General features: G+C 64.5%; 23 protein-coding genes. 9 read left to right on the forward strand and 14 right to left on the reverse strand.

All coding sequences use genetic code 11. The features are described from left to right. Positions 1-93: 93 nt before the first annotated feature. Entirely contained in the window at positions 94-711 is a 618-nt protein-coding gene (locus NKI52_RS13345) for a L,D-transpeptidase (protein WP_352591300.1), read from the forward strand. A 110-nt stretch (positions 712-821) separates the two neighbouring features. Here NKI52_RS13345 and NKI52_RS13350 read toward each other — a convergent pair whose 3' ends face one another. The 3 genes from NKI52_RS13350 to trpS all read right to left on the reverse strand — a co-directional run bounded on the left by NKI52_RS13350 (position 822) and on the right by trpS (position 3,290). Beyond that, the gene (locus tag NKI52_RS13350) at positions 822-1,391 is read right to left on the reverse strand and encodes a NifU family protein (protein ID WP_023676386.1); all 570 of its coding nucleotides are present in this window, start codon (positions 1,389-1,391) and stop codon (positions 822-824) included. 138 nt (positions 1,392-1,529) lie between these two features. After that, entirely contained in the window at positions 1,530-2,021 is a 492-nt protein-coding gene (locus NKI52_RS13355) for a universal stress protein (protein WP_023717912.1), read from the reverse strand. A 186-nt stretch (positions 2,022-2,207) separates the two neighbouring features. Further along, positions 2,208-3,290, reverse strand: a complete 1,083-nt coding sequence (trpS, locus tag NKI52_RS13360) for a tryptophan--tRNA ligase (protein WP_023676384.1) — start codon at positions 3,288-3,290, stop codon at positions 2,208-2,210. A 365-nt stretch (positions 3,291-3,655) separates the two neighbouring features. Here trpS and NKI52_RS13365 point away from each other — a divergent pair, with 365 nt between their 5' ends. After that, positions 3,656-3,901 (forward strand): type II toxin-antitoxin system VapB family antitoxin, encoded by a 246-nt coding sequence (locus tag NKI52_RS13365; protein WP_023676383.1) that lies wholly within the window; start codon positions 3,656-3,658, stop codon positions 3,899-3,901. After that, positions 3,901-4,305 (forward strand): type II toxin-antitoxin system VapC family toxin, encoded by a 405-nt coding sequence (locus NKI52_RS13370; protein WP_352698229.1) that lies wholly within the window; start codon positions 3,901-3,903, stop codon positions 4,303-4,305. Before NKI52_RS13365 ends, NKI52_RS13370 begins: the two co-directional genes overlap by 1 nt. Here the strand turns inward: NKI52_RS13370 and murJ are convergent. After that, positions 4,280-5,878 carry a murein biosynthesis integral membrane protein MurJ gene (gene murJ / locus NKI52_RS13375; protein WP_352570229.1) on the reverse strand — a complete coding sequence of 533 codons (1,599 nt, stop codon included), beginning with the start codon at positions 5,876-5,878 and terminating at the stop codon, positions 4,280-4,282. The two genes, NKI52_RS13370 and murJ, sit on opposite strands and share 26 nt — an antisense overlap. A gap of 46 nt (positions 5,879-5,924) precedes the next feature. Next, a complete protein-coding gene (locus tag NKI52_RS13380; RefSeq protein WP_352577462.1) occupies positions 5,925-8,723 on the reverse strand; it encodes a [protein-PII] uridylyltransferase in 2,799 nt (932 codons plus the stop codon). A 225-nt stretch (positions 8,724-8,948) separates the two neighbouring features. Here NKI52_RS13380 and NKI52_RS13385 point away from each other — a divergent pair, with 225 nt between their 5' ends. From NKI52_RS13385 to NKI52_RS13395, 3 genes are all read left to right on the forward strand, one after another. Continuing rightward, on the forward strand, positions 8,949-11,453 hold the full coding sequence (locus tag NKI52_RS13385; RefSeq protein ID WP_352698231.1) for a heavy metal translocating P-type ATPase: 2,505 nt from the start codon (positions 8,949-8,951) through the stop codon (positions 11,451-11,453). Between the two features lie 43 nt (positions 11,454-11,496). Then, a complete protein-coding gene (copM, locus tag NKI52_RS13390; protein ID WP_352577460.1) occupies positions 11,497-11,883 on the forward strand; it encodes a CopM family metallochaperone in 387 nt (128 codons plus the stop codon). A 109-nt stretch (positions 11,884-11,992) separates the two neighbouring features. Then, on the forward strand, positions 11,993-12,838 hold the full coding sequence (locus tag NKI52_RS13395; protein WP_352698234.1) for an aldo/keto reductase: 846 nt from the start codon (positions 11,993-11,995) through the stop codon (positions 12,836-12,838). 96 nt (positions 12,839-12,934) lie between these two features. Here the strand turns inward: NKI52_RS13395 and mutS are convergent, their stop codons facing one another. Continuing rightward, a complete protein-coding gene (mutS, locus tag NKI52_RS13400) occupies positions 12,935-15,625 on the reverse strand; it encodes a DNA mismatch repair protein MutS (protein ID WP_352698261.1) in 2,691 nt (896 codons plus the stop codon). Positions 15,626-15,828: 203 nt separating this feature from the next. Here mutS and NKI52_RS13405 point away from each other — a divergent pair, with 203 nt between their 5' ends. Further along, complete coding sequence (locus NKI52_RS13405) at positions 15,829-18,108, forward strand: NADP-dependent malic enzyme (RefSeq protein ID WP_352448507.1); 2,280 nt, start codon at positions 15,829-15,831, stop codon at positions 18,106-18,108. A 183-nt stretch (positions 18,109-18,291) separates the two neighbouring features. Here NKI52_RS13405 and NKI52_RS13410 read toward each other — a convergent pair whose 3' ends face one another. Continuing rightward, positions 18,292-19,284, reverse strand: a complete 993-nt coding sequence (locus tag NKI52_RS13410) for an adenosine kinase (RefSeq protein ID WP_352698235.1) — start codon at positions 19,282-19,284, stop codon at positions 18,292-18,294. Positions 19,285-19,497: 213 nt separating this feature from the next. Between NKI52_RS13410 and NKI52_RS13415 the strand changes: the two genes are divergently transcribed. Then, the gene (locus tag NKI52_RS13415) at positions 19,498-20,259 is read left to right on the forward strand and encodes a sulfate transporter family protein (RefSeq protein WP_352698237.1); all 762 of its coding nucleotides are present in this window, start codon (positions 19,498-19,500) and stop codon (positions 20,257-20,259) included. On the opposite strand, the gene NKI52_RS13420 is transcribed toward NKI52_RS13415, so the two are convergent. From NKI52_RS13420 to NKI52_RS13435, 4 genes are all read right to left on the reverse strand, one after another. Continuing rightward, positions 20,190-21,188 (reverse strand): proline racemase family protein, encoded by a 999-nt coding sequence (locus tag NKI52_RS13420; RefSeq protein ID WP_352698239.1) that lies wholly within the window; start codon positions 21,186-21,188, stop codon positions 20,190-20,192. The genes NKI52_RS13415 and NKI52_RS13420 overlap by 70 nt on opposite strands. 14 nt (positions 21,189-21,202) lie before the next feature. After that, complete coding sequence (locus NKI52_RS13425; RefSeq protein WP_023676373.1) at positions 21,203-22,006, reverse strand: isocitrate lyase/PEP mutase family protein; 804 nt, start codon at positions 22,004-22,006, stop codon at positions 21,203-21,205. Between the two features lie 77 nt (positions 22,007-22,083). After that, complete coding sequence (locus NKI52_RS13430) at positions 22,084-22,941, reverse strand: hypothetical protein (RefSeq protein WP_352698240.1); 858 nt, start codon at positions 22,939-22,941, stop codon at positions 22,084-22,086. A 77-nt stretch (positions 22,942-23,018) separates the two neighbouring features. Further along, complete coding sequence (locus NKI52_RS13435; protein WP_352570218.1) at positions 23,019-23,429, reverse strand: SRPBCC family protein; 411 nt, start codon at positions 23,427-23,429, stop codon at positions 23,019-23,021. Positions 23,430-23,511: 82 nt separating this feature from the next. Here NKI52_RS13435 and NKI52_RS13440 point away from each other — a divergent pair, with 82 nt between their 5' ends. Beyond that, entirely contained in the window at positions 23,512-24,096 is a 585-nt protein-coding gene (locus NKI52_RS13440; RefSeq protein ID WP_352698242.1) for a TetR/AcrR family transcriptional regulator, read from the forward strand. A gap of 33 nt (positions 24,097-24,129) precedes the next feature. Here the strand turns inward: NKI52_RS13440 and NKI52_RS13445 are convergent, their stop codons facing one another. The 3 genes from NKI52_RS13445 to NKI52_RS13455 form a co-directional block, all read right to left on the reverse strand. Further along, complete coding sequence (locus NKI52_RS13445; protein WP_352570216.1) at positions 24,130-24,786, reverse strand: HAD family hydrolase; 657 nt, start codon at positions 24,784-24,786, stop codon at positions 24,130-24,132. Beyond that, positions 24,786-25,271, reverse strand: a complete 486-nt coding sequence (gene dut, locus NKI52_RS13450; RefSeq protein ID WP_023717930.1) for a dUTP diphosphatase — start codon at positions 25,269-25,271, stop codon at positions 24,786-24,788. The genes NKI52_RS13445 and dut overlap by 1 nt, the downstream gene beginning before the upstream one ends. Before the next feature lie 84 nt (positions 25,272-25,355). Then, a complete protein-coding gene (locus NKI52_RS13455; protein ID WP_023676368.1) occupies positions 25,356-25,826 on the reverse strand; it encodes an Lrp/AsnC family transcriptional regulator in 471 nt (156 codons plus the stop codon). Positions 25,827-25,916: the final 90 nt, after the last annotated feature.

Genomic DNA, 25,916 nt, shown 5'->3' on the forward strand with positions numbered 1-25,916 from the left:
CGCTTGGCAAGCAAAGCAAATGCCAGCATGAATGAAGATGAAAAAAGCGGCCGACTCGAGCCGCTGTTGTTTGGGCAGGCATCGGACCTTTTCATGCGCATGAAGTCACTTGCAATCGTCGCGGCCCTGGCGCTGTCGACGGCTGTCGCCGGTTGCAGCACCATCGGCTCGCAGATCTTCACCAACAACTACGGCGCGGTGACCGACGCCGGCTATCACCTGCCGCGCGTTCCGATCGAAAAGGTGCCGTTCAAATACCGCCGGCAGATCGTCGACTACGACACCAAGGAAAAGCCGGGCACCATTATCGTCGATACGCAGAACAAGTTCCTCTATTTCGTCATGGGCGACGGCGAAGCGATGCGCTACGGCATCGGCGTCGGCCGTGAGGGTTTCGAATGGCACGGCACCGCCCATATCGCGCTGAAGCGCGAATGGCCGACCTGGACACCGCCTTCGCAGATGATCAAGCGCCAGCCGGAGTTGGCCAAGTTTGCCGGTGGCATGGACCCGGGGTTGAAGAACCCGCTCGGCGCGCGCGCCATGTACCTGTTCAACAAGGGCGGCGACATGGGTTATCGCCTGCATGGCAGCCCGGAATGGAATTCGATCGGCAAGGCGATGTCGTCGGGCTGCATCCGGCTGATGAACCAGGACATTATCGACCTCTACGACCGCACCTCGGTCGGCGCCAAGGTCATCGTGATATAAGACCCTTATACGCGGACCGTCTAGGCAACAACACAGACGTCGCAAACAGAAAACCGGGCACTTTGGCCCGGTTTTTTGTTGTCTATCGATGTTGACGATGGAACGGTGCGTCAGGAGACCTGTTCGACGTGCTGCACTTCCGGCACAAAGTGCCGGAGCAGGTTCTGGATGCCGTGCTTCAGCGTCGCGGTCGACGACGGGCAGCCGGCGCAGGCGCCCTTCATGTGCAGGAACACCGTGCCGTTCTCGAAGCCGCGGAAGGTGATGTCGCCGCCGTCCTGGGCCACCGCCGGGCGCACCCGCGTGTCGAGCAGCTCCTTGATGGTGACGACCAACTCCTCGTCGGCCTTGTCGTAGAATTCGCCGGTCTGGCTGGTCTCGGCGGCGGGGCCGGCCTTGGCCATCACCGGGGCGCCGGACATGAAATGCTCCATGATGGCGCCGAGGATAGCCGGCTTCAGATGCTGCCAGTCGGGGCCGTCCTTGGTCACGGTGATGAAATCATAGCCGAAGAAGACGCCGGTGACGCCGGGGATTTCGAACAGCCGGCCGGCGAGCGGCGAAGCCGTCGCGGCGCTATCGGCATCGCGGAAATCGGCGGTGCCTTCTTGCAGCACTTCCTTGCCGGGCAGGAATTTCAGCGTCGCCGGGTTTGGCGTCGACTCGGTCTGGATGAACATGGCCGTCTCCGTGCCCGTTTCGGGCAGCTAGTTTGGAATAATTCTAATTAGGCTTTATCCGCCCGACATTCAAGCGAAAGGCATCGTCGGCGGAAGCGGCAGGCGGAATGTTTTACCCCTGCCTTGAGCGAGGCGCGCTCAGGCGAGGCTGTCGATCTCTTCGTCCGACAGGTTCTGCGGCACCACCGTGACCGGAATCGGAAAGGCGGCGCCCTTGCCGGCGACCGCGCCGACCAGCGGCCCAGGCCCTTCCTTGCCGGCGCCTGCCGCCAGCACCAGGATGGCGATGTCCTGGTCTTCCTCGATCAGCTTGTGGATCTCTTCGGTCGGCTTGCCTTCGCGCACCACCAGTTCCGGCTCGATGCCGAGCTTCTGGCGCACCTTGTTGGCGTAGCTGTCGAGTGCCGCACGCGCCGTGGCGGTCGCCTCCTCGCGCATGATCTTCTCGACGCCCAGCCAGTGCTGGAAATCATCCGGCTCGATGACATAGAGCAGCACCAGTACGCCGCCCGTGCTTTGCGCCCGCTTCGAGGCGTAGGCGACGGCGCGCTCGCATTCTGGCGTATCGTCGATGATCGCCAGGAACTTGCGACGATGACCGGCTTCGCGGCTGAGGCGTTTGGAGACCATATTCACCCTGTTCGATGGTTTCGGTTCGCAATCTGCCACCGCCACAGCCCGCCCGCAAGCGACCGGCGGCTGTGGCAATGCTGGTGCAGCTTAAAGCGCGTCGCGTTCGACCAGCGACGCGCTTTAGGTTCTTGTTTTATGCATGTCGTTATCGCAAAACCGCTGCACACTTTTGCGCGACATGCATTAGCCTTGCAGCAGGCCGATAATGTCGCGCACGGTCTTCATGGTCGCTTCGGCCAGTGTGCCGGCACGCTCGCCGCCATCCCGCAGCACCGCGTCGACATAGGCGCGGTCAGCGGAGATGCGGCGCATCTCGCCGGCGATCGGCGCCAGCTTTTCCACGGCGAGATCGGCCAGCGCCGGCTTGAACACCGAAAACTGCTGGCCGCCGAATTCCTTCAGCACGGCCTCTTTCGAGATTTCGGCGAGGCCGGCATAGATGCCGACGAGGTTTTCCGCTTCCGGCCGGCCGGCAAGCCCGTCCAGTTCGCCGGGCAAAGCCTCTGGGTCGGTCTTGGCCTTGCGGATCTTCTTCGAGATGGCATCGGCGTCGTCGGTCAGGTTGATGCGCGACAGGTCCGACGGGTCCGACTTCGACATCTTTTTCGAACCGTCGCGCAGCGACATGATGCGCGCCGCTGGGCCGCCGATGACCGGCTCGGTCAGCGGGAAATAGCCGTTCACCGTCTCCTCGCCGACCTGCATCTCGACGCCGACGCCAAGCGCTGCGATGCGGTCTGAAAAGTCGTTGTTGAATTTCTGCGCAATGTCGCGGGTCAGTTCCAGATGCTGCTTCTGGTCGTCGCCGACCGGCACGTGGGTGGCGCGGTAGACAAGGATGTCGGCGGCCATCAGGGAGGGATAGGCAAGCAGGCCGAGCGAGGCGTTCTCGCGGTCCTTGCCGGCCTTGTCCTTGAACTGCGTCATGCGGTTCATCCAACCGATGCGCGCCACGCAGTTGAAGATCCAGGCAAGCTCGGCGTGCTGCATCACCCGCGACTGGTTGAAGACGATGTGCTTGGTCGGGTCGATGCCGGAGGCGAGAAACGCCGCGGTGATCGAACGCGTCTGGTCCTGAAGATCCTCATAGACGAGCTGTGCGGTCAGCGAATGCAGGTCGACGACGCAATAGATGCAGTCGGAGGTGTCCTGCAGGGCGACAAATTTCTTGATGGCGCCGAGATAATTGCCGAGATGCAGATTGCCGGTTGGCTGGACGCCGGAAAAGACGAGCGGCTTGAAGGCGGGCTGGTTGAGGTCGGTCATAGTGTTTCCCTGGCTTGTGGAGGGCCGTTTCGCGCGCGGCGAAAGTCTTGCGACGGCGCGCTTATGGACGAGAGCGAGGAGGCGATCAAGAGGGGGTATTGACTGGGCGCGCAGGCTTTGGCTTCGGCCGAGCAAGACGCCGCAGGAGGCTGTTTGAGGGGGATGGCGCCGACCAGAAACAAAAACCCGCCTTGCGGCGGGTCTTCGGCGCCAATCAGCACCACACCGAAATTAGTAGCATAGCTGTCGGCACAAAGCAAGAACAAAATAGCTCGCCTCGGCAATCGCTTCGTTTTGCTTAGGGTCACATTGACGGATTGATGTAGATAGCTACATAATATTTTCTACACAGCGGAAGCAAAACAATGACGATCAACATCAACAACAAGGAAGCGGACAGCCTGACGCGGGCTTTTGCCAGGCTTGAAGGTGTCGGCATCACCGAGGCAATCGTGATCGCCATGCGCGAAGCTCTGGAGCGCCGACGCAATCGCGAGACGCCGCTGGAAACGGCGGCACGGCTCCGGGCCGAGTTCGGGATTGAGCTGAGCGAGCAGGCGCGCAAGCCGCTGCCGCGCTCGGTCTACGACGAATTGTCCGGCGAAGACTGATGTTCATCGATGCAGCCGCTATCGTTGCAATACTGAGCAACGAGACCGAAGCCCCGCGCTGCGCGCAGGCGGTCATGAAGGCGTCGGCTCCGTTCACGTCGGCGATCGCGGTTTGGGAAGCCGCGATGGCGCTTTCGCGATCGGAAAAGCTGGCCGTACCGATCGCCACAAGCTTCAAGATAGTCAGCCGTTTTCTCGAAGAGCGTGGAATCACCTTGCGGGAGCTTCCGCCTGCCTCTGACGCGGCATCTCTGGCTGTTGAGGCTGCATCGCGGTTTCGCAACAACGCTGGCCGCCTCAACATGGCCGACTGTTTCCATTACGCTTGCGCGCGCTACTACGCCGTTCCGATGCTTTCGACGGCGGACGAATTCCGCTTCACGGATCTGGAGACTGTTGCTTGACCGGCTGGGAGCCCTTGCGCCCGATATTGCGGCGGATCATGCCGAAATCGGCGCCGCCGGTGGCGAAGGCGGTGACGAAGTAAAGCAGCGCCCCGCCGGCGACGAGCGCAAGCAGGGTTACCGCCTTGATCACCAGCGGCGAGCCGGAGCCGAGACTTGCGGCGAACCAGTGTTCGGCAAAATAGAGCGCCGCGGCCATCACCGCCGCCGACAGCACCAGCCGCGGGATGCGTTTCATGAGCGGCACGTCGCGGCCCCAATGGCCGCGCCGGATCAGCACGGCGAGCAGCATCGCCGCATTGACCCAGCCTGCGACGGCGGAGGCAACGGCAATGCCGGGCGCGCCCATGGTCGGAAACAGCGTCAGCGCCGTCGTAATGTTAACCGCCACCGAGATGGCGGCGAAAATCATCGGCGTGCGCGTGTCCTCGCGGGCGAAATAGCCGGGGGTGAACGCCTTGATCAGCACGAAGGCCGGCAGGCCGAGGCCGAAGATCGCCAGGATTGCCGCGACCGTCGGCGTCGAATTGTTGGCGGCAAAGGCGCCGCGCTCATAGACCAGCCGCACGATCGGCTCGGACATGACCAGCAGCGCGGCCGCCGCCGGCAAGGTCATGAAAAGGGTAAACTCGACCGAGCGGTTCTGCAGATTGGCGGCCTCGACCAGATTGCCTGATTTCAGCGCCCGCGACAGTTCCGGCAACAGCACGATGGCGACGGCGACGCCGACGACGCCCAGCGGCAGCTGGTAGACGCGGTCGGCATAGGCCAGCGACGACACCGCGCTGTCCTGCGCCGACGCGATCGCCGTGCCGATCAGCTGGTTGATCTGGGTGATGCCGCCGGTGATCGCCGCCGGCAGCGCCAGGATCAGCAGCCGCTTGACGTTCGGCGTCATCTTCGGCCGCCGGAAGCCGATCGAAATGCCGGCATGGCGCACCGCCGCCCAGACGATCGCCAGCTGCACCAAGCCGGCCGCCAGCACGCCCCAGGCCAGCCCGAAACCGACGGTGCGGGCGTCCGAACCCTTGTACCAGGCATAGGCGAGCACGGCGATAAGGATGACGTTGAGGAACACCGGCGCCACCGCAGCGGCGAAATAGCGGCGCAGCGAATTCAGCATGCCGGCCATCATGGCGCCGAGCGACATGCAGATCAGGTAGGGGAACATGACGGTCGCCAGCGCCACCGTCGTCTCGAATTTTCCCGGCGTGTCGGCAAAGCCCGGCGCCACCAGATAGCGCACGATCAACGGCATCGCCAGTTCCATGGCGATGGTCAGCGCCAGAAGCGCCGTGAACAAGACGCCGAACACCTCTTCGGAAAAGCGCTTGGCGCCGTCGGTGCCGTGCGTCTCGATCTCCTTGGCGAACAGCGGCACGAAGGCGGCATTGAAGGCGCCTTCGGCGAACAGCCGGCGAAAGGTGTTGGGAAACTGGAAGGCGGCGTTGAAGGCGTCGGCGATCGGCCCGGTGCCGAGTGCGGCAGCCATCAGCATCTCGCGGCCGAAACCGAGGGCGCGGCTCATCAGCGTGCCGGAAGCGACCGTGGCGAATTTCTTGACAAGGCTCATGCGCTTGAAGACTGCCTGTGCGATTGGGGCAAATGGAAGGTAACAGTCACTCGGCGGCCGTTTTGGTCTTGCCGCGCTCGGACGCCGTGCCCTCGAGCACCGCGATCAGCCTGTTGCGGATAGTCGCGGTGCGCGACGGGCTGTCGATCTTCTGGCCGGTGAGATCGGTGACGTAGAACGTGTCAATGACCTTTTCGCCGAAGGTGGTGATGTGGGCCGAGGCGATGTCGAGCGACAGGTCCGACAACATGCCGGTGATCTCCGACAGAAGGCCCGGCCTGTCCAGCCCCTCGACCTCGATCACCGAGAAACGGTTCGACAGCGTGTTGCGGATCTCGGCGCGTGGCGGAATACGGAAAACCTTGGCGCCGCGCCGCGGCTTGGTCCGCTTCTCGATCATTTCGGGCAGCCAGCTCTTGCCCGACAGCACGTCCTCGATCAGCCGGCCGACGCGCTCGGCACGGCGGCGCTCGTCCTCGTCGAGGTCGAACTCCCTCGAGATCAGGATGGTGTCGAGCGCGCGGCCGTCCGAGGTGGTGAAGATCTGCGCGTCGACGATGTTGCCGCCGGCCGCCGCGCAGGCGCCGGCAATCACCGAGAGCAGGCGCGGATGGTCCTGCGCCAGCACGGTGATCTCGGTCACCGCCTCGAACTGGTGGGTTTTCACCATGGTGGCGAGCTTCTTGCCGGCGTGATCGGCCTCGCGGATGAATTCGGCATGGCGGAGCTGGTCGGGAAGATCGACCGCCAGCAGATAGTTCTCGTAGTGCTGGCCGACATAACGCTTGCGGGCCTTTTCCGGCCAGTCGGCAAGCGCCTCGGCCAGTTGCTCGCGCGCCGCCGCCGTCCGCTTGGCGCGCGACACCTCCGAAAACCCGCCGGTCAACAAAAGCTCGGTCTCGTAGTAGAGGGTGCGCAGCAGCTGGCCTTTCCAACCGTTCCAGACCCCAGGCCCGACGCCACGGATATCGCAGACGGTAAGCACCAGCAGCATCTTCAGCCGTTCGACCGACTGCACGATGGCGGCAAAATCCTCGATCGTCTTGCGGTCGTTGAGGTCGCGGGTCTGCGCCGTCATCGACATGACGAGGTGGTTCTCGACCAGCCAGGCGACCGTTTCGGTGTCGGCCGGCGAGAGCCCCATATGCGGGCAGATGCGCCGGGCGATCCTGGCGCCGGCTTGCGAATGGTCCTCCGGCCTGCCCTTGGCGATGTCGTGCAGCAGCACCGCGACATAGAGCGCCTCGCGGCTCTTCTTCAGCCCCGGCATCAGCGAGTGGGCGAGTGGATGGATCTTTTCCCCGTCGCCGCGCTCGATCTCGGCCAGCACCCCGATGCAGCGGATCAAATGCTCGTCCACGGTGTAGTGGTGGTACATCGAGAACTGCATCATGGCGACGATCTTGCCGAAGTCCGGGATCAGCTTTGCCAGCAGTCCGGCCTCGTTCATGCGCCGCAGATTGAGCTCGGCATTGCGGTCCGAGGTCAAGATATCGAGGAACAGCCGGTTGGCCTCCTCGTCGCGCCTGAGCGCCTTGCCGACGAGGCCGAGCGAACGGGTCAACAGCTTCAGCGCATCGGGGTGGAATTCCAGGCCATGCTTGTCGGCAAACCAGAACAGCCTGAGCAGGTTGACCGGATCGCGCTCGAACACCTCGTCGTCGGCAATGTTGATGCGGTGGTTGTCGACGATGAAATCGGCCGTGCCGGCGAGCTTGCGCTTGCGGCGCGAAAAGGTGAGGAAGATGCGGTTGAAGCCCGGCACATGCTTGGCCTGCTCTTCTTCCAGCGCGGCGCAGAAAATGCGGGTTAGGTCGCCGACATCCTTGGCGACGAGGAAGTAGTGCTTCATGAAGCGTTCGACCGCCGACAGGCCGGGATGGGTGGTGTAACCCAGCCGCTCGGCAATGTCGCGCTGGATGTCGAAATGCAGCCGCTCCTCGGCCTTGCCGGTGAGGAAATGCATATGGCAGCGCACCGCCCACAGGAAATCCTCGGCCTTCTGGAATTCCCTGTATTCGGCGTCGGTGAAGACGCCCTTGTCGACCAGTTCCTCGCCGGTGCGCACGCGGTAGAAATATTTGGCGATCCAGAACAGCGTCTGCAGGTCGCGCAGGCCGCCCTTGCCGTCCTTGACGTTGGGTTCGACCAGGTAACGGCTCTCGCCGGCCTTGGCGTGGCGCTCGTCGCGTTCGGCGAGCTTGGCCTGGACATATTCGGGGCCGGTGGTGCGCACCACCTCGTGGTCGAAGCGCTGCAAAAGCTCGTCATAGAGCTTTTGCTCGCCCCACAGGAAGCGCGCCTCCAGGATCGAGGTGCGGATGGTGATGTCGGTGCGCGACAGCCTGAGGCACTCGTCGATGTTGCGGGTGGCGTGGCCGACCTTCAGCCCGAGGTCCCACAGCATGTAGAGCATGTATTCGACGATCTGCTCGCCCCATGGCGTCTGCTTGTAGGGCAGCAGGAACAGCAGGTCGATGTCGGACCCGGGCGCCAGCGTGCCACGGCCATAGCCGCCGACGGCCACGACCGCCATGCGCTCGGCCGATGACGGGTTTTTGACGCGATAGACATGGGTGGCGGCGAAGTCGTAGAGCGCGCGGATGATCTCATCCATCAGATGCGACAGCCGGGCGGCGCAGGCGGTACCGCTGCCATCGTCCATCAGCATGCGTTCGGCGACCGTGCGGCCGTCGGCGAGCCGGCTTTTGAGAAGCTTGAGAACGCCGCTGCGCGCGGCCTTGCCGGAGCCGTCGCCTGCCGACGCCTCGGTCAGTTCGGTCATCTCGCGGCGCAAGGCTTCGCCGTCGATCAGTTCCTCGAGCTTCAGGGATATTCTTGCCATAAATGCCGTTCGGCCTCGCCGTTTCGGCGGCGTCTATAGCGCGTTTTCGCGGCGCTGGGTATGGGGCGGACGGACGCGTTCTCCACGGCCGCCGACAGGACGATCATCTCGCGCCCGCGGCCGGTTCGGTTAGGGCTTAGGCGCGAAAAATCGAAACAGCCCTTGACCTTCCAGTTACTGGAAGCACTACCTCCGCCGCAACACCGAACTACAGGGGCTTTCGGCATGACGCATTCCGATCACCATCATCACGCCCATGGCAGCTGCTGCTCGGCAAAGGGCGTCTCCTCTGCTGCGGACGCCGTCGTCCGCGATCCGGTCTGCGGCATGACCGTCGATCCGGCTGCCGGCAAGCCGATGGCCGAGCATGACGGCCATCGCTATCATTTCTGCAGCGAGAGCTGCCGCGCGAAATTCGTCGCCGAGCCGGAAAAATACCTGACCGCAACCGATCCCGTCTGCGGCATGAGCGTCGATCGCGCCACGGCCAAGCACTTTTTGCGGCACGAGGGCCGGGGCTTCTATTTCTGCTCGGCCGCTTGCCAGGCGAAATTCGAAGCCGAGCCGGCAAAATATCTCGGCGACAGGCCGGCGCCGCAGCCGATGCCCAAGGGCACGCAATACACTTGCCCGATGCATCCGGAAATCATCCGCGACAAGCCCGGCTCCTGCCCGATCTGCGGCATGGCGCTGGAGCCGATGGGCGTGCCGACCGGCGACGAGGGACCTAACCCGGAACTGGTCGACTTCACCAGGCGCTTTTGGGTGAGCGCGGTGCTGTCCGTGCCGTTGCTGCTCATCGCCATGGCGCCGATGCTCGGCCTGACGTTTCAGGCCTTCATCGACGACCGCGCGAAGGTCTGGCTGGAGCTGGCGCTGGCCAGCCCGGTGGTGCTGTGGGCGGCATTCCCGTTCTTCCACCGCGGCTGGGACTCGGTCCTCAACCGCAGCCCCAATATGTGGACGCTGATTTCGCTCGGCGTCGGTGCCGCCTATCTCTACAGCGTCGTCGCCACGCTGTTTCCAGGCCTCTTTCCGCACCAGTTCCGCGGCCATGACGGCACCGTGCCGGTCTATTTCGAGGCGGCGGCGGTGATCGTTGCGCTGGTGTTCCTCGGCCAGGTGCTGGAATTGCGCGCCCGCGAGAAAACCGGGTCGGCGATCCGTGCGCTGCTCGACCTGGCGCCGAAGACGGCGCGGCTGATCGGTGCGGACGGTTCTGAAAACGACGTGCCGCTCGATACGGTCAAGGCCGGCGACCGCTTGCGCATCCGCCCCGGTGACGCCGTGCCGGTCGACGGCATTGTGCTCGAAGGACGCTCTTCCATCGATGAATCGATGATCACAGGCGAGCCGCTGCCGGTCGAGAAGACCGAAGGCGACAACCTCACCGGCGGCACGCTGAACAGGAACGGTTCGCTGATCATGCGCGCCGAAAGGATCGGTGCCGAGACGACGCTGGCGCGCATCGTCGAGCTGGTCGCCAAGGCGCAGCGTTCGCGCGCGCCGATCCAGGGGTTGGCCGACCGCGTCTCGTTCTACTTCGTCCCGGCCGTCGTGCTGGTCGCAATCATAGCGTTCGTCGCCTGGGCGATCGTCGGACCGGAACCCAGCCTGGTGTTTGCCATCGTCTCGGCGGTCTCGGTGCTGATCATCGCCTGTCCGTGTGCGCTCGGCCTTGCCACGCCAATGTCGATCATGACCGCCACCGGGCGCGGCGCGCATGCCGGCGTGCTGATCAAAGAAGCGGCGGCGCTCGAACGCTTTGCCTCGGTCGACACGCTGATCGTCGACAAGACGGGAACGCTGACCGAAGGCCGGCCGCGGCTGACCGACGTCATCGCGGTCGAAGGCATGGCGCAAGACGATCTGCTGGCGCTCGCCGCCGGGCTGGAAAAAGGCTCGGAGCATTCGCTGGCCGAGGCGATCGTCGACGGCGCCCGCGAACGCGGCGTGAAGGTCCCCGACGCGAGCGGTTTCGAGGCCGTCACCGGCAAGGGCGTTTCCGGCACGGTCTCGGGGCAGAAGGTGGCGCTCGGCAATGCCGCGATGATGGCCGATCTCGGCATCGACACGGCGGCGGTCCTGGCCAGCGCCGAGGCGCTGCAGGCCGACGGCAAGACCGCGATGTTCGTTGCTGTCGGCAACCGGCTCGCCGGCCTCGTCGCCGTCGCCGACCCGATCAAGGCGACCACCGCCGAGGCGATCAAGGCACTGCATTACAGCGGGCTGAAGATCGTCATGGCGACCGGCGACAACGAGCGTACTGCCAAGGCCATCGCAGCCAAGCTTGGCATCGACGAGGTGCGTGCCGGGCTCTTGCCCGAACAGAAGAACGCGCTGGTCGAGGAATTGCGCGCCGGCGGTGCCGGCGTTGCCATGGCCGGCGACGGCGTCAACGATGCGCCCGCACTTGCCGCCGCCGATGTCGGCATCGCGATGGGCACAGGCGCCGATGTTGCGGTCGAAAGTGCGGGAATTACGCTGGTCAAGGGCGATCTCAACGGCATCGTCAGGGCGAGGACGCTCGCCCGCGCGACGATCCGCAACATCCGCCAGAACCTGTTTTTCGCTTTCCTCTACAATGTGCTCGGCGTGCCGGTTGCTGCCGGCGTGCTTTATCCGCTCACCGGCACGCTGCTGTCGCCGATGCTCGCGGCGGCGGCGATGAGCCTGTCTTCGGTTTCGGTGATCGCCAACGCATTGCGGCTCAGGACGTTGAAACTCTGAGTAAAACTTCCAGATAGACCCTGTTCAAAAAAGGAGACGATGAATGACCTTGGCCAAGAAGATCGTGCTGCTGATGATGGCGGCAGGAATGCTGCTTGCCGTTTTCCTCGAAAGTGTTCCGGCACAAGCCGAGGAGATGAAGCACGAGATGGGCGCAATGGGCGCGCAGAGCCCCTCGAGCGAGGGCTACAAGGCGGCGATGGACAAGATGCATACCGACATGATGGCAATCGAATATTCCGGCAATGCCGATGTCGATTTCGCCCGCGGCATGATCCCGCATCACCAGGCGGCCATCGACATGGCCAAGATCGAGCTCGCCAATGGCAAGGATCCGGAAATCCGCAAGCTGGCGGAAGCGGTGATCGCCGCGCAGCAAGCCGAGATCAAGCAGATGCAGGACTGGCTTGCCTCCCATCCGGCGAAGTAGGCGTCACGCTGTCGAGGAATCCGGGCGAGAGGCTTCACCTGGATTTCTGCTTCGCCTGGATTTCCCTTGGCGGCTATGGTGCTATCCGGGCCTCGGACTGGAGCATGCCATGCCATCGACGATAAGAACGACCTCCCTGCCCTGCGGCGAAGCTGTGCCGGTGCTCGGCCAGGGCACCTGGAAGATGGGCGAAGACGCTCGCCGCCGTGGCGACGAGGCCAATGCCCTGAAGCTCGGGCTGGATCTCGGCATGACGCTGATCGACACCGCCGAAATGTATGCCAGCGGCGGCGCCGAGGAGGTGGTGGCGGAGGCCATCGCCGGGCGCCGCGACGAGGTTTTCCTGGTCTCCAAGGTGCTGCCGTCCAATGCCTCACGCGCCGGCGTGAAACGGGCCTGCGAGAACAGCCTGAGGCATCTCGCCACCGACCGCATTGATCTCTATCTCTTGCATTGGCCGGGCAGCGTGCCTTTGATGGAAACGGTAGAGGCGTTCGAAGCGTTGAAGGCGGCCGGCAAGATCCGCCATTGGGGCGTCAGCAATTTCGATACCGGCGAGATGGAGGAGCTGGTCCGGTTGCCGGCCGGCGGCAACGTCCAGACCAACCAGGTGCTCTACAATCTGTCGCAGCGCGGCGTCGAGTTCGACCTCGCCCCGTGGAGCCGGCAACGCGGCATGCCGCTGATGGCCTATTCGCCGGTCGATCAGGGGGTATTGGCGCGCAACGCCAGGTTAGATGCCATCGCCGCCCGCCACGGTGCGACGCCGGCGCAGATCGCACTTGCATGGGTGATGGCGCAGGAGGGCGTGATCGCCATTCCGAAGGCCAGCCGCCCGGAGCATATCCGGCAGAATGTCGCGGCGTTGGAGATTGAGCTCACGAGCGAAGATTTCGCCGAAATTGACCGCGCCTTCCCACCGCCGAGGCGGAAGTCGGGCCTGGCGATGATTTGAGGGGTGGGGCGGAAGGCAAGCCAAAGCAGCGTTCCGTCACACCCCCTCTGTCCGGCAGGACAGAGGGGGGTGCCGTAGAGCGCTATCGGACGAGCACTACTTCCCAACCATCCCCTTCAGCCGGTACAGCGCCTCCAGCGCTTCCCTTGGCGTCATCTCGTCGGGATTGATCTCCGCTAGCGCCAAACCCAGCCCATCACTCTTCACCGGCTTCGACGCCTCCCGCTTCGCTGCCACGGAAAACAGCGGCAGGTCGTCGACCAGACGGTTGGCCTTGCCCGAGACCTCGCCTGCTTCAAGCTGGTGCAGCACTTCCTTGGCCCGGCCGACGACGGCCTCTGGCAGGCCGGCCAGCCGCGCTACTTGGACGCCGTAGGAACGGTCGGCCGCACCCTTGCCGACCTCGTGCAGGAAGACCACGTCGCCCTCCCATTCCTTGACCCGCATGGTGACGTTGGAGAGCCGCGGCAATTTTCCGGCCAGCGCCGTCATCTCGTGGAAATGCGTGGCGAAGATCGAGCGGCAGCGGTTTTTCTCGTGCAAATATTCGACCGCCGCCCAGGCAATCGACAGGCCGTCGAAAGTGGCGGTGCCGCGGCCGATCTCGTCGAGGATGACCAGTGCGCGTTCGCCTGCCTGGTTGAGGATCGCCGCCGTCTCGACCATCTCGACCATGAAGGTGGAGCGGCCGCGCGCCAGATCGTCGGAGGCGCCGACCCGCGAAAACAGCCGGTCGACGACGCCGATATGGGCTGATGCCGCCGGCACGAAGGAGCCGGTCTGGGCGAGGATGGCGATCAGCGCGTTTTGCCTGAGGAAGGTCGATTTGCCGCCCATATTGGGGCCGGTCAGCAGCCAGATCGCGCCGGCCTTGGCATCGCCTTGCGGCGACAGATCGCAATCATTGGCGACGAACGGGCCTTCGCCGGAACGCCGCAGCGCCTGTTCGACCACCGGATGACGTCCACCCGAAATCTCGAAGGCAAGGCTCGCATCGACCAGCGGCCGGCACCAGGCCTCGCTCTCGGAAAGCAAGGCAAGTGCGGCCGAAACGTCGAGCACGGCGAGCGCTTCGGCGCCGGCACGGATCGTGTCGGCCTGGCCGACCACTTCCGCCGTCAGCGCCTCGAAAGCGGCAAGCTCGATCGCCAGCGCCCGGTCGGCGGCGTTGGCGATCTTGGTTTCCAGTTCGGCGAGTTCCGTGGTGGTGAAGCGCATGGCGTTGGCCATGGTCTGGCGATGGATGAAGCGCGCCTTGGCGCCGTCGCTGCCGGTCATCAGCGCATGGTGGTTAGCGGTGACTTCGATATAATAGCCCAGCACATTGTTGTGCCTGATCTTCAGCGAGCGGATGCCGGTCTCGTCGATCAGCGAACGCTCCAGCCCGGCGATCACCTTTCGCGACTCGTCGCGCAGTGCCCGCATCTCGTCGAGTTCGGCGTGGTAGCCGCCGCGGACGAAGCCGCCGTCGCGCCTGAGCAACGGCAGCTCGTCGCTGAGCGCCTGTGCCAGATGCGTCGCCAGTTCACTGGGCAGTGCCTTGATAGCTCCCAACGCCGCGGCCAGTTCGCCCGGCAAGGCGGTTTGGCCGAACAGTTCGGCGATGGCGCCGGCCGCTTCGAAACCGGCGCGCAGCGCGCCGAGGTCGCGCGGACCGCCGCGGTTGAGCGCCAGCCTGGACAGTGCCCGCGGCATGTCGGCGACGCTCTTCAGGCTTGCCCGCACCGCCTGGCAGAGGCGCGTTTCGGAGCGGAAGAACGACACCGAGTCCAGCCTTGCGGCGATGGCCGCCGGGTCGGTCAGCGGCGCCATCAAGCGGTCGGCGAGCAGCCTTGCGCCGCCGCCGGTCACCGTGCGGTCGATCGCCTTGAACAGCGACCCGTCGCGGCTGCCGGACAGCGTGCGCAGCAGCTCCAGATTGGCGCGCGTCGCCGGGTCGATGAACAGCGTCGAACCCTGCTCCTCGCGCTGCGGCCGCGACAGCGGCGGCCGCTCGGCCTTCTGCGTCTTCTCGACATAGGCGATGACGCCTGAGATCGCCGACAGTTCGGCGCGCGAAAACGTGCCGAAACTATCCGGCGTTGCCACCTCGAAAAAGCGGGCGATGCGGCCGGCGGCCGAAGCCGAATCGAACAGCGACGGCGGCTGCGGGCTGGCGACGCGGCCGAGCACGTCGAAGACCGGTTTCAGCTCCGGGTCGTAAAACACCGGTTCGGCGACGATCAGCTCGCGCGGATCGACGCGGAAGACATCGGCGAGCAGCCGGTCGGCGGTTGTCTCGGCGACGCGGAAGACACCGGTCGAGATCTCGATCCAGGCTAGGGCGAAACTTCCTTGGTTCCCTGTCGCGCTTCCGCGCTCCCCGCCTCTTGTATCGCTGCTGCCGCCCTTGACCCGTCCGAGCGCCATCAGAAAACTCGATTCCGACGGCGCCAGCAATTTGTCTTCGGTGATGGTGCCGGGCGTTACCAGCCGCACCACGTCGCGGCGCACCACCGATTTGCCGCCGCGCTTCTTGGCCTCCGCCGGATCCTCGATCTGCTCGCAGACAGCGACGCGGAACCCCTGGCCGATCAGCTTCTGCAGATAATCGTCGGCGGCATGCACCGGTACGCCGCACATCGGGATGTCGAGCCCCTGGTGCCTGCCGCGCTTGGTCAGCACGATGCCGAGCGCCCGGCTTGCCTTCTCGGCATCGTCGAAGAACAGTTCGTAGAAATCGCCCATGCGGTAGAACAGCAGCGAATCCGGGTTCGCCGCCTTGATCTCGATATACTGCTCCATCATCGGCGTCGCCGGCGCGAAGGCCGGCGTGGCGTTGTCGCTTCGAATGGGCGTCTCGTCGTTCAAGAAGCTGCTTCCAAAATTTTCCAAGCCATGCTTGGCGGTTTACAGCGGCGAAGTGTAGCCTTAATCCCGAACCTTCCACAAAAGAAAGCATGCGCACCCATCTCAAGCGGTGCCGTACGGGCGAGGAAACCAAAAGTACCATGGCCAAGAAAACCGAGAGCAACGGGCCCTCCGTCAGCGCCCAGGAGGCGCTGGAATTCCACGCCATGGGGCGTCCGGGCAAGCTGGAGATCGTCGCCACAAAACCGATGGCGACGCAGCGCGATCTCAGCCTCGCCTATTCGCCGGGCGTCGCGGTTCCGGTTCTCGCCATCGCCGAGGACCCGAGCCGCGCCTTCGACTACACGGTTCGCGGCAACATGGTCGCCGTCATCTCCAACGGCACCGCCATCCTCGGCCTCGGCAATCTCGGCGCGCTGGCATCGAAGCCGGTGATGGAAGGCAAGGCGGTGCTGTTCAAGCGCTTCGCCGATGTCGATTCCATCGACCTCGAGGTCGACACCGAGGATGCCGACGAATTCATCAACTGCGTGCGTTTCCTTGGACCCTCCTTCGGCGGCATCAACCTCGAGGACATCAAGGCACCGGAATGCTTCATCATCGAGCAGCGGCTGCGCGAGCTGATGGACATACCGGTCTTCCATGACGACCAGCACGGCACCGCCATCATCTCGGCTGCCGGCCTGATCAACGCGCTGGAAATCACCGGCCGCGACATGAAGACCACGAAAATGGTCTGCAACGGCGCCGGTGCTGCCGGCATCGCCTGCATCGAATTGATGAAGGCGATGGGCTTTGCGCCTGAGAATATCATCCTTTGCGACACCAAGGGCGTCGTCTTCCAGGGCCGCACCGAAGGCATGAACCAGTGGAAATCGGCGCATGCCGTGAAAACCGGCGCGCGCTCGCTGGCCGAGGCGCTGGACGGCGCCGACGTGTTCCTCGGCCTCTCGGCCAAAGGCACGCTGACCACCAAAATGGTGCAGTCGATGGCCAAGAACCCGATCATCTTCGCCATGGCCAATCCCGACCCCGAGATCACGCCTGAGGAGGTCGCCGAGATCCGCACCGACGCCATCATGGCGACGGGACGGTCCGACTATCCCAACCAGGTCAACAACGTGCTTGGCTTCCCCTACATCTTCCGCGGCGCGCTCGATGTGCGGGCGACCACCATCAATGACGACATGAAGATCGCCGCGGCCAAAGCGCTCGCCGAACTGGCGCGCCAGGACGTGCCCGACGACGTCGCCGCCGCCTATCAGGGCATGCGGCCGAAATTCGGCCCCAACTACATCATCCCGGTGCCGTTCGACCCGCGCCTGATCTCGGCCATTCCGATCGCGGTGGCCAAAGCGGCGATGGACTCCGGCGTCGCGCGCAAGCCGATCCTCGATCTCGACCGCTACGCGCAGGAGCTTTCCGCCCGCCGCGACCCGATCGCCTCGACGCTGCAGCGCATCTACGACCGCGTCCGCCGCCAGCCCAAGCGCATCGTCTTTGCCGAGGGCGAGGAGGAGCAGGTGATGCGCGCCGCCGTCTCCTATGTGAACCAGCGGCTCGGCACCGCCATCCTGCTCGGCCGCGACGACATCATCAAGGAAAACGCCAGGAATGCCGGCATCGATCTCGGCAAGCAAGGCATCGAGATCATCAATGCGCGGCTGTCGCGGCGCAACTCGGTCTACACCGACTATCTCTACGAGCGCATGCAGCGCAAAGGCTTTCTGTTCCGCGACTGCCAGCGGCTGATCAACAACGACCGCAACCATTTCGCCGCCTGCATGGTGGCGCTGGGCGATGCCGACGGCATCGTCACCGGCGTTACCCGTAACTATTCGACGGCGCTCGACGACATCCGCCGCGTCATCGACGCAAGGCCCGGCCACTGCGTCATCGGCGTGTCGATCGTGCTCGCGCGGGGTCGCACCGTCCTCGTTGCCGACACCGCGGTGCACGACATGCCTGATGCCGTCGAGATCGCCGACATCGCCGAGGAGGCCGCCGGCTTCGCCCGCCGCATGGGCTACGAGCCGAGGCTCGCCATGCTCGCCTATTCGACCTTCGGCCATCCGCAGGGCGAACGCTCCGAGCGCGTCCAGGAAGCGGTGCGCATCCTCGACAAGCGCCGCGTCGATTTCGAGTATGACGGCGAGATGGCCGCCGACGTGGCGCTCAACGCCCGCGCCATGGCGCAGTACCCGTTCATCAGGCTGACCGGCCCGGCCAATGTGCTGATCATGCCGGCCTTCCACTCGGCCTCCATCTCGACCAAGATGCTGCAGGAGCTCGGCGGCTCGACCGTCATCGGCCCGCTGCTGGTCGGCCTGAACAAGCCGGTTCAGATCGTCTCGCTGAATGCCAAGGACAGCGACATCGTGAATATGGCGGCGATCGCGGCGTATAGCGCGGGGGCTTGAGGAGCGCGTAGCGGCAGCACCTCTTTCCTTCTCCCCCTGTGGGAGAAGGTGGCCGAGCGAAGCTCGGTCGGATGAGGGGTGCTCCAGCTTGGCACCGGCAGCACTCCGTCCAGCACCCCTCAACCGTCTCGGCGCTGCGCGCCGATCCACCTTCTCCCACAGGGGGAGAAGGAAGAGATGCCGCTACAGCAGCCCGGCCTGCTCGGCCTCTCTGCGCAAATTCTGCCGTGGCCTTGGGCCTATCTGCTGGATGACCAGCCCGGCCGCCAGCGAGCCGAGATCGCCGCACTGCTTCAGGCTGCGGCCTTGCGTGTAGCCATAGAGGAAGCCGGCGGCGTAGAGGTCGCCGGCGCCGGTCGTGTCGACCAGTTCGCGGATCCTGGTCGCCTCGATGGTGACGGTCTCGTCGCCGCGCACGATCACCGAGCCCTTTTCCGAGCGGGTGACGGCGGCGATCTTGCAATCCTTGCGGATCTGCGCCAGCGCCTCGTCGAAGGAAGCGGTCTGGTAGAGCGACTTAATCTCGTGGCTGTTGGCAAAGACGATGTCGACGGTGCCGGAGCGCATGAGATCGAGGAACTCGTCGCGGTAGCGGTCGACGCAGAACGAGTCCGACAATGTCATCGACACTTCGCGCCCGGCGGCGTGGGCGAGTTTCGCCGTCTGCCGGATCGCCTCCTTGGCGCGCGGCGGGTCCCACAGATAGCCTTCGAAATAGGTGACGGCGGCGCCCGACGCCTTGTCGGCCTCGACGTCCTCCGGGCCGAGCTCCACGCAAGCGCCGAGATAGGTGTTCATCGAGCGCTCGCCGTCCGGCGTGACGAAGATCATCGAGCGCGCCGTCGGTGGCTCGCCGCTGAGCGGCCGGGTGTCGAAGGCGACGCCCTGGGCATGGATGTCATGCGCGTAGATTTCGCCGAGCGCGTCGTTGGAGACCTTGCCGAAGAAAGCGGCGCGGCCGCCGAAGGAGGCGACGCCCGCCGCCGTGTTGCCGGCGCTGCCGCCCGAGGCTTCGATGGCCGGGCCCATGCGGCTGTAGAGCAGTTCGGCGCGCCTCGTGTCGATCAAATTCATCGCGCCCTTGATGATGCCGTTCGTCTCCAGGAACGCCTCGTCGCACTGGGCGATGATGTCGACGATGGCATTTCCGACACAAAGCACGTCATAGTCCGGCATCAATTCATGTCTCCGCCAAAAACCCACCGGCTTTCTGCCACGCCGGGCGCGGGCGGGTCTAGCGGTTTGATGCGGCTTTGCCTAGGCCGCGAGTTATAAATCCGGGCAGAACGCATGCTTCGTATCGCGCGGTTTGCGCTTGTCTCGCGACCTGTCTCCGCCTATCCCGAAATATCGCCCATGGGCCTCGTTTGACATGGAATTGGAAACGCCGTGATCCTCGACGCCGCCCGTGCCGCCTTGAGCCGGCTGTTCTCGCCCGAATTCCGTTCTGTGTTCCTGAAGACGCTGGGGCTGACCTTGCTGGCGCTGGCGGCGCTTTGGTTCGGGATCAAGAGCTTGTTCGAATGGCTGGCCTGGCCGTGGATCGATGCATGGCTCCCCGCCCTACCCTCCTGGGCCGGATGGCTGGGCGCCGTCGTCGCAGGCATCGGCCTTGCGCTGGGCTTGGCGCTGCTCATCGCGCCGGTGACGGCGATCATCGCCGGCCTGTTCCTCGACGACGTGCCCGAAGTGGTCGAGCGCACGGATTATCCAAACGACCCGCCCGGCCGCGCCGTGCCGGCGTTGCGCTCGCTGGTGCTGGCGATCCGATTTTTCGGCGTCGTTATCCTCGGCAACATCGTCGCCCTGCTGCTGCTCTTGGTGCCGGGCGTGAACATCGCCGCTTTCTTCATCGTCAATGGGTATCTGCTCGGACGCGAGTTCTTCGAATTCGCCGCCATGCGCTTTCGCCCGGAGGCCGAGGCCAAGGCGCTGCGCAGAAAGCACTCCATCACCGTGTTCCTGGCCGGGCTGGTGGTCGCCGCTTTCCTCGCCGTGCCGCTACTCAATCTTCTGACGCCGCTGTTCGCCGCCGTCATGATGGTGCACCTGCACAAGGCGATCTCGGCACGGGAAGGGAGCTATCTCAGCAGAAAACCCCTGCCCAGTTCGTCGTCGTCCTCGACGATGAATTCGGCCCGCCCTGAGTAATAGGCGCGGCCGCCGACGCGGGCGATGATGGCGTCATGCGGCCCGGCTGTGGCCGTGCGTACGACGGCGCCGGAAAAGCGCGAGCCGGCGATGCTCTCGAACAGCCGCGTCCGGCCAATCTCGATTTGGCCCTTGGCGTGCATGGCCGCCAGCCGCGCGGTGACGCCGGAGCCGGTCGGCGAACGGTCGACCTCCGCCTCGGCGAAAACGCAGATGTTTTTGGTCGGCGTATCGGAGAACGCATCCTGTCCGTCGGTCAGGATGGTGCCGTAGAGAAAGGCGAGATCGGCATGGTCGGGATGCGACAGCGGCAATTCGGCCTTGAGCTTATTGGTCAGCGCGGTCGCTGCATCGACGAAATCGCGCACCCGGTTCTGGCCGAATTCCAGCCCGAACTGGCGGCAGTCGGCCAGTGCATAGAAGGCGCCGCCATAGGCGATGTCGAAGCCGACCGGACCATAGCCCGGCAGCTCGATCCGCTGGTTGCCGGCGAACAGAAACGCCGGCACGCTTTCGAAGGACACCGCGCCGGCCTTGCCGTCCCTTACCTCGACCGCAGCCGAAATCAGCCCGCATGGCGCCTCGATATTGACGGTCGTCATCGGCTCGCGTGGCGCCACCAGCCGCTCGTCGACGGCGTAGCGGCCGAGCGCGACGATGGCGTGGCCGCACATCGTCGAATAGCCCTCATTGTGCATGAACAGCACCGCGAGGTCGGCGCCCGGCAGGTCGGGCTCCACCAGCAGCGCGCCATACATGTCGTAATGGCCGCGCGGCTCGAACATCAGGATCTTTCTGAGATGATCGAGATGGTCGCGCACATAGGCACGCTTTTCGAGGATCGTGCCCTTGGGAATGTCGGGGTAGCCGCCGGTGACGATCCGCAGCGGCTCGCCGCCGGTGTGCATGTCGACGACGGTGAGCGTCATTCGCCGGGCCCCGCCTAGGCGGAAGATTTGGCAAACAGCGCCTGCAGCTTGCCGAACGGCATGGCGGCGCGGGTGAAGCCGAAGGTGCCATCCTGCTGGATCTCGCGCGCCGCGGTCTCCAGCATGCCGAAAGCAAAATTGGTCAGCCATGGGCCGAGCGAGATGCGCTTTACCCCAGCCATGGCAAGATCGGCGATGGTGAAGCCGGGCCTAGCCATGACGTTCACGGGCTTGGTCAGCGCCGAGCAGACGGTTCGCACCATCTCGATGTCGCCCAGGCCCGGTGCATAGAGCACGTCGGCACCGGCTTTCTCGAAGGCCTGCAGCCGCTTGATCGTGTCGTCGAGATCGGGCTTGCCCCACAGGAAATTCTCGGCCCGCGCGGTGAAAACGAAATCGCGTTTCAGTGCCCGTGCCGCTTCCGCCGCCGCCGCGACGCGATCGACGGCATGCGAAAAATCATAGATCGGCTTGGCGGGCTCGCCGGTATGGTCCTCGATCGAGCAGCCGGCGAGGCCAGCCGCCTCGGCGGCGAAGATGGTCTCGCCGGCACTTGTCGCGCTGTCGCCCTTGCCCTTTTCGAGGTCCGCCGAAACCGGCAGCCCGGTCGCCGCTGACACTTCACGGCAATGATGGATCATCGCCTCGAACGTCACCGCGCCGTCCGGCAGGCCGCGCGAAAAGGCAAAGCCGGCGCTGGTCGTGGCCAGCGCCTTGAAGCCGAACGAGGCCAAGAGCTTGGTCGTGCCGACGTCCCATGAATTGGCCATAACGAAGATCGATGTATGCAGGTCGCGAAAAATCTTGCCCTTGTCCATGGATGCTCCCCTCCAGTGCAGAATGTGAGGCAAATTCTAGCCCGGCGGAACGCGCCGGGCAAACAAATGCGGTTGGCTCAGAAGCGTTTGGCGTTCTCTCCTGCCAATCGGTCCAGCGCATCGGAATCCTTGACGTAACGCGAAGCGTTTTTGTCCCAATGATAGGTGACGGAAATGTCGCGCGAAGACGCCTCTGGCGGCGGCTGGCCGTCGCAGCTTTCATCGCCCGGCACTGTCGCGTCGGTCACCGTAACCTTGATGGCTGCATAGGGCTGGCCGTCGGCAATCGCCTGGAAGGCCGCATTCTGCGTCCTTCGGTTGGTGCAGAGGTTTTCGTCGAACGTATAGATCATGTCGATCAGCTCGAACCTGTCGTTGCGGACCATGACCAGCGGCGCGATCACATAGCCCTGGCTCGAATTGAAATGCGTGCTCGTGGTGATGATGACGTCATCGCCGGGCCCGATCGACAGCTTGCCCGGATCGCGAAAGTAGGTGCTGCGGTCGACGGCAACATTGACCGCGTCGAGCAAGGCCGGCTTGCCGGTGATGTCGTAGAGTGCCAGCACTGCATAACCCTCGGCGCTGTCAGGCGAGTCGCCGAGGTCGAGCAGCATCGCCAGCCGGTCCTTGCCGCCGGCCTTGATGTCGAGCACGTCGGCGCTGGAAAGACCCGACGTCGCCGGCGGCGAGCCGTCGTAGTCCGGTCCAGCGATGTGGCGCATCTCGATCGGCATCGAACCCCGGAAAAAGCCGGCCTTGTCCGCGGCCAGATCGGGAATGACCATCCTGGCGAGATCGAGATAGGTGACATCGCCGTGGCCGGGGACAGCGCTGCCGAGCTCCGGGAAGCTGACGGCCTCCGCGCTGGCCGTCGTCCAAAGACAGGGCAGCAGCAGGCAAGCAACGATGAAACGAAGCAGGGAGAAGGTCATGCGCGCGCGCTCGTTATGTCGGGCGCGCGCAAGCTATAGCATTTTGCGGCCAAGAGGAAACACTTGGCGTTGCCTCACTATGTTGGTTTGGCTTGGCTCGCCAGGGTCTGCTGGAAAACCGGCACCAGCTGATCCATGGCGGCTGCGAGCCACGTGCCGAGTTCGTCGGGCAGAGTATCGTGAATCCAGACCAGGCGGCTCCGGCCCTCGCCCTCGGCAAAGACCTGCATGGAGGTGTTATCGTGAGTGACCTCGTCGCCGAGCCATCCCCACACGATCCGCCGGCCCTGCTCGTCGCGGGCGATGAGCCGCTCTCGCACGATCTTGCCGTCGGCGAAAGTAAGGACCCGTACGTCGCCCTCATCCACCCGGCAATCGACGAAAACGCCTGGGGCTATCCGTTGGGCGCCGCCGGCGAAGTCGCCCACCGTCGCCCATACGCTTTCCGGTGAAGCATCTACGATGATTTCCCTGACTATCGAAGCCATGTTTCGCCTTCCCTTCGTTAACAGGTAGACCTGTCTGTCTACATATGGATGTATACAGACCTGTCTGCTATACGGTCAAGGCATGTCCGCAGCCCGAATCAACGATCGTCCCGAAAGTCTTGCGCGCCGCCGCATCCTCGAAACGGCGACCGCGCTGTTTTCTCTGGAGGGGGTCCGTGCAGTCGGCATCGACCGCATCATCGCCGAGGCCGGCGTTGCGAAGGCGACGTTCTATCATCACTTCGCGGCCAAGGACGACCTCGTCCGCGCCTATATCGAGGAGATCAGCAAGGGAGGACGGGCGGCAATCGCGAGCCTTGGCCGGCGGCCACCTCGCCTGATGATCCTTGCCGTATTCGATCTCATTGCCGATGCGGCGGATCAGCCGGGCTACCGCGGCTGCCCGTTCCAAAATGCCGCGGCCGAATACCCCGACCCGAGGAGCCCGGTTCGCGAGGCAATCGATAAGCATCGTCACTGGAAGTGGGGCATCCTCAGGGATCTGCTGATCGCTGACGCAAATCCCGATCCGGACCGCACCGCGGACGCGCTAACAGTGGCGGCCGACGGCCTGCTTGTCGTCAGTCATCTCGACAGGCCGGCCAATCTGCGCACTCTCATACGCGACACGGTCGACCGAGTACTTGGGGCGCCGCGCCCGGTCTGAGATCTGGCGCGCATGCAGCCTGCGCAAAGGCGATCAGTGGATCGGCACCAGCCCGGCCAGTTTACGCATGTCGTCGAACAGGATGCCTCCGGCTTCGATCAGTCCATCGCGGTCGGAAAGCGGGTCGCCGTGGTAGGAATAGACGCGCATGCCGGCGGCGATGCCGGCTGCCGTGCCGGCGACGCTGTCCTCGATGACGATGCAGTCGGCGGGCGCGAAGCCCATCGTCGCTGCCGCATGCAGGAAGAGGTCGGGGAACGGCTTGCCACGCGAGACCATGGTCGAGCTGAACAGCGCATGCTCGAAAAGCGGCAGCAGCCCGGTCTGGCCGAGCGTGATGTGCATTTTGGACACCCGTGCCGACGAGGCGACACAGGTGGCGATGCCGGCGGCGTGCACGGTTTCGATGAACTCGCGAACGTTGGGGATGGCCTCGACGCCATGCGCGAACAGGTCCGGCAGGCCGGCGTTCCAGCGCTCGACGAAATCGGCGCCGAGGCTGACGCCGGTCGCCTCGACTTCCTTCTGCACCGAGACCATGCTGCGGCCGGAGAAATTCTTGCGGCAATATTCGAAGCTGGCCGGAAAGCCGGCCGCGGTCAGCCATTCGGCGAGGCGCCGATTGGCCAGGTTCTCGGTGTCGACCAGAACCCCGTCGCAATCGAAGATGACGAGCTTGGGTATTTTCATCAGGCCGTGCCGGTCGATCCGAAGCCGCCCGAGCCGCGCGTTGTGCCGCCAGCCAATGTGCGCTCCTCGACGGTCGCCTGCGTCACCGGGGCGAAGACGATCTGGGCGATCCGCATGCCGCGCGTCACCGCGAAATCCTCGTCGCCGAGATTGATCAGCAGCACCTTGACCTCGCCGCGATAGTCGCTGTCGATGGTGCCCGGCGTGTTGAGGCAGGTGAGCCCGTGCTTGAAGGCGAGGCCCGAACGCGGCCGGACCTGGCCTTCGACGCCCTCCGGAATTTCCAGGACCAGCCCGGTCGGCACCAGCGCACGCTTTCCCGGCAGGATCAAAAGCGGCCTGTCGTCCGGGACGGCGGCGCGCAGGTCCATGCCGGCGGCGCCCGAGCTTTCATAGGCCGGAAGCGGCAAGCCCTCGCCATGCGGCAGCCTGACGAAGCCGACAGCCGGACCGATGACGGAGGTGGGATAAAGTGCTGCGCGCATGAGGCTGATCCTATCGTCGCGAACGCCGGTTCAGTCAACTCGGCGGCAATGCTATCAACGGCTTTCTTTCAGCACAGTTCCGCTTCAGCGCAGTTCCATCGGAACGACCGTGGTCTCCTTGATCTCCTCCATGACGAAGGAGGCCGAAACGTCCGACAGCGCCACCTTGGCGATCAGCCGCTGGTAGAGCCGGTCATAGGCCTTCACATCGGCAACGCGGGCGCGCAGGACATAGTCGAGATCGCCGGACATGCGGTAGGCGCCGGTGATCTCGGCAAAGCCGGTCACCGCCGCTCGGAATCTTTGCAGCCAGTCGGGATCGTGGTTCGAGGTGCGGATCAGGATGAACACCGAAAGGCCGAGCCCAAGCTTGTCGGCGTCGACCAGCGCCACCCGGCCGGTGATGACGCCGTCTTCCTCCAGCCGCTTCACCCGGCGCCAGCAGGCATTGCGCGACAGCGATATTCTTGCCGAGAGCTGGTCGACGGACAGCGTGCCGTCGCGTTGCAGCTCGGCCAGCAATCTCCGGTCTATTTCGTCGATTTCCGGCGCCATGTGGGATGTTTGTCCCAAAATTCAGCCTTTCACAAGGACAATTTGAGACCGATGAACCGAACACCCATGCCAGTATACTCATCGCCGGCT

The sequence above is a fragment of the Mesorhizobium sp. M0590 genome, from assembly GCF_040320905.1.
Classification (GTDB): domain Bacteria; phylum Pseudomonadota; class Alphaproteobacteria; order Rhizobiales; family Rhizobiaceae; genus Mesorhizobium.